The organism is Corallococcus sp. 4LFB, from assembly GCF_046520365.1.
GTDB classification, from domain to species: Bacteria; Myxococcota; Myxococcia; order Myxococcales; family Myxococcaceae; genus Corallococcus; species Corallococcus caeni.
Map to the genome: position 1 here is coordinate 1 of NZ_JBKGHJ010000469.1, position 6503 is coordinate 6503.

7 protein-coding genes are annotated in these 6503 nt (G+C 72.3%); 6 read left to right on the forward strand and 1 reads right to left on the reverse strand.

The annotated features are described in order from the left end of the window. A partial coding sequence (locus tag ACLEQD_RS34245; RefSeq protein WP_410389855.1) for a hypothetical protein occupies positions 1 to 197 on the forward strand: 197 nt, incomplete at its 5' end. 8 nt (positions 198 to 205) lie between these two features. Here ACLEQD_RS34245 and ACLEQD_RS34250 read toward each other — a convergent pair. After that, positions 206 to 715 carry a helix-turn-helix domain-containing protein gene (locus ACLEQD_RS34250; protein ID WP_410389857.1) on the reverse strand — a complete coding sequence of 170 codons (510 nt, stop codon included), beginning with the start codon at positions 713 to 715 and terminating at the stop codon, positions 206 to 208. A 68-nt stretch (positions 716 to 783) separates the two neighbouring features. Between ACLEQD_RS34250 and ACLEQD_RS34255 the strand changes: the two genes are divergently transcribed. The 5 genes from ACLEQD_RS34255 to ACLEQD_RS34275 form a co-directional block, all read left to right on the forward strand. Next, positions 784 to 2013: a Glu/Leu/Phe/Val family dehydrogenase gene (locus tag ACLEQD_RS34255; protein WP_410389859.1), complete on the forward strand. Its 1230-nt coding sequence runs from the start codon at positions 784 to 786 to the stop codon at positions 2011 to 2013. Positions 2014 to 2132: 119 nt separating this feature from the next. Then, on the forward strand, positions 2133 to 3350 hold the full coding sequence (locus ACLEQD_RS34260) for a threonine ammonia-lyase (RefSeq protein ID WP_410389866.1): 1218 nt from the start codon (positions 2133 to 2135) through the stop codon (positions 3348 to 3350). A gap of 52 nt (positions 3351 to 3402) precedes the next feature. Further along, entirely contained in the window at positions 3403 to 4773 is a 1371-nt protein-coding gene (locus ACLEQD_RS34265) for a peptidase MA family metallohydrolase (RefSeq protein ID WP_410389860.1), read from the forward strand. A 536-nt stretch (positions 4774 to 5309) separates the two neighbouring features. Further along, on the forward strand, positions 5310 to 6032 hold the full coding sequence (locus ACLEQD_RS34270) for a hypothetical protein (RefSeq protein WP_410389862.1): 723 nt from the start codon (positions 5310 to 5312) through the stop codon (positions 6030 to 6032). A 40-nt stretch (positions 6033 to 6072) separates the two neighbouring features. Next, a partial coding sequence (locus ACLEQD_RS34275; RefSeq protein ID WP_410389864.1) for a hypothetical protein occupies positions 6073 to 6503 on the forward strand: 431 nt, incomplete at its 3' end.

Sequence of the window (6503 nt, forward strand, 5' to 3'; positions counted from 1 at the left end):
GCCTGGACGAGGCGGGCGTCACCGCCGCGCTGGAGGCCGCGGGCGCTCCGGCGGGCAAGGTGCTGCGCACGGACCTGCGCCCCACGTACGCGTACGTCTTCGTGGCGGAGGAGGACGTGGCGGGCTTCGAGGCCACCCACGGCAAGCCTCACGGCGAGGGCAAGACGCTGAAGGTGGAGCGCGCCAAGCGCAAGTAGCGCTTCGCCTACGGGGCGCCTTCCGGTCCGCCGGAGGGCGCCTTCTTCCTGCGGGCCCGGTGGTAGTGCGCGACGCACAACCCCCGGGCCAGCACGGGCCGGCCACACTCCGGTGAAGTACAGGCCGCGCCGACCGCCTTCACCCCGAGGCCCGGGGCGCCCGGCCCGCCGCTGAACATCGCCTCCGCCACGGCCAGCAGGCGGTCCACGTCCTGCCGGCCCAGCTTCCGCAGCCGCACCCACTCCACCAGCCGATGAGCCCCCGCGTCCTCCGCGTCCTCCAGCCGGAACAGCTCCCACAGCGGCAGCTCCAGCGCGGCCGCGACCTGGAGGAGCGTGTCGTAGCTGGGGTTGCGCTCGCCGCGCTCCAGCAGCGACACGAAGCTCACGGAGATGTCACACCGGGCGGCGAAGTCCTCCTGGGTGAGGCCCCGGCGCTCGCGCAGCGTGCGGATCCGCCGCGCCAGTCCCAGCAGGGACGAACCGGCGTCGCTGTCGTCCGGGGGGTGGGGGCGCATGGACGCGCGCATCGTAGCGCACCCCTTCTGTTAAGGTTTTCCGTCTGTCCTCAGGAGTGAAGCCCGCCATGAACGCCGTCGACGGCACCAACTACTACTTCCGCAAGGCCGCGCGGGTGATGGACGTGGGCACGCCCATCGAGACGCTCCTGGCCACGCCCCTGCGCGAGGTGAAGGTGCAGGTGTCCATCGAGATGGACTCCGGTGAAATCCGCACGTTCCTGGGCTACCGCATCCAGCACGACAACAGCCGCGGCCCCATGAAGGGCGGCCTGCGCTACCACCCCGCCCTGGACCAGGACGAGTGCGTGTCGCTCGCGTCGCTGATGACGTGGAAGACCGCCGTGGTGAACGTGCCCTACGGCGGCGCCAAGGGCGGCGTGGCGTGCGACCCCGCGCAGATGAGCCTCAAGGAAGTGGAGCGGCTCACGCGCAAGTTCGTGGACCAGATCCAGGACGTCATCGGGCCCACGCGCGACATCCCCGCGCCGGACGTCAACACCAACCCCCAGGTGATGGCCTGGGTGATGGACCAGTACTCGCGCTACCACGGGCACTCGCCCGCGGTGGTGACGGGCAAGCCCCTGGAGCTGTACGGCTCCAAGGGCCGCGAGGCCGCCACCGGGCGGGGGCTGCTCTACGTGTGCCGCGAAATCCTGCGGGACCTGGGCATGCCGGTGAAGGGCACGCGCTTCGCCATCCAGGGCTTCGGCAACGTGGGCAGCCACATCGCGCAGCTGCTCTGGGGCGACGGCGGCGTGGTGGTGGCCGCGTCCGACGTGCTGGGCGGCATGTACAACCCCATGGGCCTGGACGTGCCCTCCCTCTTCGAGCACGTGAAGCGCACCGGCACCGTGACGGGCTTCAGCGGCGGCACGCCGTGCACCAACGAGGACGTGCTCGCGGCGGACTGTGAAGTGCTCATCCCCGCCGCCCTGGGCCACGTGCTCACCCGCGACAACGCCAACAGCGTGCGCGCGCGCCTGGTGGTGGAGGGCGCCAACGGCCCCACCCAGCCGGAGGCGGACGACATCCTGGAGAAGCGCGGCATCTTCGTGGTGCCGGACATCCTGGCCAGCGCGGGCGGCGTCACGGTGAGCTACCTGGAGTGGGTGCAGAACCTCCAGCACGTCTCCTGGGAGGAGGACCGCGTCAACGCGGAGCTGGAGAAGACGATGAAGGAGGCCTACGACCGGGTGGCGCAGATTGCCCGCTCCCGGAAGGTCTCCATGCGGACGGCCGCCTACATCCTGGCCATTGGCCGGGTGGGCAAGGCCACGGTGCTGCGCGGCATCTGACGGGCAAGGCAAGGCGCCCGTCCGGCCGCTGCCGCATCGCGTCCAGGCAGGCGTGGGCTCCACATGGGCTCGGCGCCGCTTCCGTCCGGGGCCGGCTTTAAGCTACACGCCCGGCCATGATGGTCACCCTGCAGGACATCCAGGCGGCGCGCGAACGGATCCGCACCGCGCTGCGCCCCACGCCGTGCCCCGCGTCGGACTACTTCACGGAGAGGACCGACTGCGCGGTGGTGTACTTCAAGCTGGAGAACCTCCAGCGCACCGGCGCCTTCAAGGAGCGCGGCGCCCTCAACAAGCTGCTGACGCTGACGGAAGACGAGAGGCGCCGCGGCGTCATCGCGGCCTCCGCCGGCAACCACGCGCAGGGCGTGGCGTACCACGCGCGGCGCCTGGGCATCCGCGCCACCATCGTGATGCCGGAGCGCACGCCGCTCATCAAGGTGACGCGCACGCGTGACGACTACGGCGCGCGCGTGGTGCTCAAGGGCGCCAACTACGACGAGGCCTACGCGGAGGCCCTGCGCATCCAGGCCGCGGAGAACCTCGTCTTCGTGCACCCGTTCAACGACCCGCACGTCATCGCGGGCCAGGGCACCATCGCCCTGGAGCTGCTGGAGCAGTGCCCGGACCTGGAGCTGGTGATTGTTCCGGTGGGCGGCGGCGGGCTCATCTCCGGCGTGGCCGTGGCGCTGAAGCAGACGAACCCGCGCATCCAGGTGGTGGGCGTGCAGGCCTCCACCATCGCGAGCATGAAGGCGTCGCTGGATGCCGGCAAGCGCACGGAGCTCACCGCCGCGGGCACCACCATCGCGGACGGCATCGCGGTGAAGGTGCCGGGCGAGCTCACCTTCGAGCACGTGCGCAGGTACGTGGACGCGGTGGTGACGGTGGACGAGGAGGAGATCGCCGCCGCCATCCTGATGATGCTGGAGCAGGAGAAGTCCGTAGCGGAGGGCGCGGGCGCGGCGGGGCTGGCGGCGCTCGTCAACGGCCGGGTGCCCCAGGCGAAGGGCAAGCGCGTCGCCATCATCGTCGGGGGCGGCAACATCGACATGAACGTCATCAGCCGCATCATCGAGCGGGGCCTCGTGAAGGCGGGCCGCCTGGTGCAGCTGGAGGTGCGGCTGCCGGACCGGCCCGGCATGCTCGCGCGGCTCACCACGCAGATTGCCGAGATGCGCGCCAACGTGGTGGACCTGCACCACGACCGCGCCTTCTCCAAGGCGGGCCTGGGCGAGGCCACGGTGGAGGTGATGCTGGAGACCACGGGGCACGCCCACATCCAGGAGCTGATGACCGCCCTGGAGTCGCAGGGCTGGCAGGTCGCCCGGACGTAGGGCGGGGAGGCTTGCGCGGGCGCTCGGGGGTTCGGCGATACTCCAGGAGCCCATGAACACGCCCCTCATCGCCCTGCTGCTCCTCGCCGCCGCTCCTCCCGCGCAGAAGGCGAAGGAGCTGGCGGCCCGCAGGGAGTGGGAGGAGCTGTACCTCGCGTTCGCGGCCGCGGACCCCGCCTCGTACCCGGAGGCGCAGCGGCCGTCCGTGGCGGCCCCGCTGCTCAAGGGCTGCGAGGCGCTGCTCTCCGAGGACGCGGTGATGGCGTACTCGCTGGGCGAGCGCGCCGTGGCCTTCCAGCAGACGGCGGGCGGGCTGCGGTGCCTGGCGCGCTCGGCGCTGAGGACGGAGCAGCGGGCCGCCGCGGAGGAGGCGCTGAAGAAGGGCCTGGCGAACTTCCCCAGGGATGGCGCGTTCGCGCTGGAGCTGGGGCGGCTGCAGCTCTTGGACAAGGACTCGGCGGGGGCGCTGGCCACGCTGCGGCAGGTGCCCGCGAAGTCGAAGGAGGCCGCGGAGGCGCGCAAGCTGATGCGGCACGCGCGCTCGCAGGTGTCGGAGGAAGAGGCCGCGCGGCGCGAGGCGGAGCGCCTGGAGCAGCGGATGAACGGCGAGCCCGGCACGGGGGACACGCGCCAGGCGAAGGCGACGGCGGGCGGAGACGTCCGGCCCACGGGGCTGAGCTACGAGTCCGGCGTGGGCAAGGACGGCATGCGCGTGCGCCAGAACAGCCGCTTCGCCATCCGCTACTTCAACAGCGACCGGGACTTCGGCCAGCGCGCGGAGTACGAGGGCAAGGTCGTGGCCGCGCTGGACGAGGCCTATGACTTCACCCGGCGCACGCTGGGGCGGGCCCGCGCGCGGCAGCTGAACGTGGTGCTCTACACGCGCGACGAGTTCGCCACGCACATGGGCGCCCGGTACGCGGCCGCGGTGGCCGGCCTGTACTCCGAGGACGCCATCCGCATGAACGACGCGGCCGAGCTGACGCAGGCGACGAAGGCCACCCTGGTCCACGAGTACGTGCACGCGGCGGTGGATGAAATCAGCCCGCGCGGCGGCGGCGCCCTGCCCCGCTGGTTCAACGAGGGCCTGGCCGAGTACATCGAGTGGCGCTACCTGGGGCTGGACGGCCCGCCGCGCTACCTGCGGGACGTGATGCGCAGCCGGGCGAAGCAGGGGGCCCTGCCGAAGCTGTCGGAGATGGACTCGCAGGCGCCCATCACCATGTCCCAGCCGGAGATCGCCTACGGCACGTCCGCCATGGCGGTGCGGGAGCTGGTGCGGCTGGGGGGCCAGGAGAAGCTGCTGGACTTCATCGAGAGGGCGGGCCGGGCCGACTCCTTCCAGGAGACCCTGAAGGCCACCTACGAGAAGGACTTCGCGGGGCTGGACCAGGCGGTGCGTGCCGCCCTCTCGGGGAGGTAGCGGCCGGCCGGGCGTGGCGGATTGGTTTACCCCCTGGCGGGACTCCCCTACACTCGCGGGCCTCCAAGATTTTCGCTGCGGCGGTCCCCGTTGGACGCTGGCGCAGCAAGGTGACGGATGTCCGATACGCGCGCCGCGATGAGAGAGTTCCGCTTCCTGGATGAGAAGCGGAAGCTGGGAAGCCTGTCTGCTGTCGAGGAGTCTCGCTGGGTCGAGCTGCGCGGCCTTTTGGGCATCCAGGACGCGGCGGACACCGCGGCGGCGGCCAGGCCTGGGCTCAGCCCGAGCAGCAGCCCCAGGGGTACTACGGCGAGGACGGCCAGTGGTACGCCTACCCCGCCGGCTACGAGCAGCCCCAGGGCTACTACGGCGAGGATGGCCAGTGGTACGCCTACCCCGCCGGCTACGACCCCAACGCGGCGGCCTATGATCCGAACGCGGCGTACGACCCGAACACGGCGGCGTACGACCCGAACACGGCCTACGACCCGAACGCCGCGTATGACCCGAACGCGGCCGCGGGCTACGCGGCCCCGGTGGATCCGCAGGCCGGTGGGTACGTCCCGCAGGCGCCCGCCGAGCAGGACAGCCTGAACCTCAGCACGGACGACATCGACATCCCGTCGTTGAGCGAGCCCGCGCCGTGGATGCCGCAGGCGCCCGTGGCGACTTCGCCCGCGGCGGCGCCGGCGGAGGCGTGGGGGACGGGCGCGGAGGAGGACTTCTCCGGGCTGTCGGTGGAGACGCCGGCCCCGGTGGCGGCCGCCGCGCCGGAGCCCTCGCTGGAGGATTCGTTCGCGGACCTGTCGATGGAGGTCGAGTCGGAGGCCCAGGCCCCGGCGACGTCCGGGTTGGATCCGATGGCGGAGGCGCTGGCCTCCGCGGAGCAGGCGGCCGGAGACGCGGAGCTGCTGGAGGCCGAGCCCGAGTCCGAGGCGGTGCTGGCCGAGGACCTGGCGCCCGCGCCCATGGACGCGGCGTGGGATGCGGCGCCGCTGGCGGTGGAGTCCGAGGAGTCCCGGGCCAACGCGCTCGACACGGCGCCACTCGCGGTGGAGCCGACGGCGTCCGCCGAGGGCGGGGGCGCGGATTGGGATTGGAGCGACGTCGCGACGGCGGAGCCCGCCGCGCCCGCGGAAGAGGCCGTGCGAGGAGGCGCAGGCGGTCGCCACGGAGACGGCGGGAGCGTGGGGGGCGGATGCGGCCCCTGTCGCTGGAGCGCCGGAGCCCGCGGAAGAGATCGCGCTCGGCGCGGGTGACATCGCGGAGGCGTGGACCGACAGCGCCGCGGCCACCGAGGTGCCCGCGGAGGAGATCGCCCTGCACGCGGGCGACGTCGCCACGGAGTGGCAGTCCGGGGATCAGGCCGCGGCGGGCACCGCTGATGTCGCGGCGGAGTGGCAGACGACCGCGGCGGCTGAGGAGCTCCCGCTCAGCGCAGGTGACGTTGCCACGGATTGGCAAACCAGCGGCGAGACTCCGGCGGCCGAGGAGATGGCGCTCGGAACGAACGACGTCGCGACCGGGTGGCAGTCCGGTGGTGAGACCCCGGCCGAGGAGATCGCTCTCGGTTCGAACGACGTCGCCACGGATTGGCAGTCCGGCACCGGCACGCCAGCGGAAGCCACGTCCGATGCGGTCGCGCTCGATTCGAGCGAGGTCGCCACGGATTGGCAGTCCGGCGAATCCGCGCAGGCAGCCGCCTCCGATGCGGTCGCGCTCGATTCGAG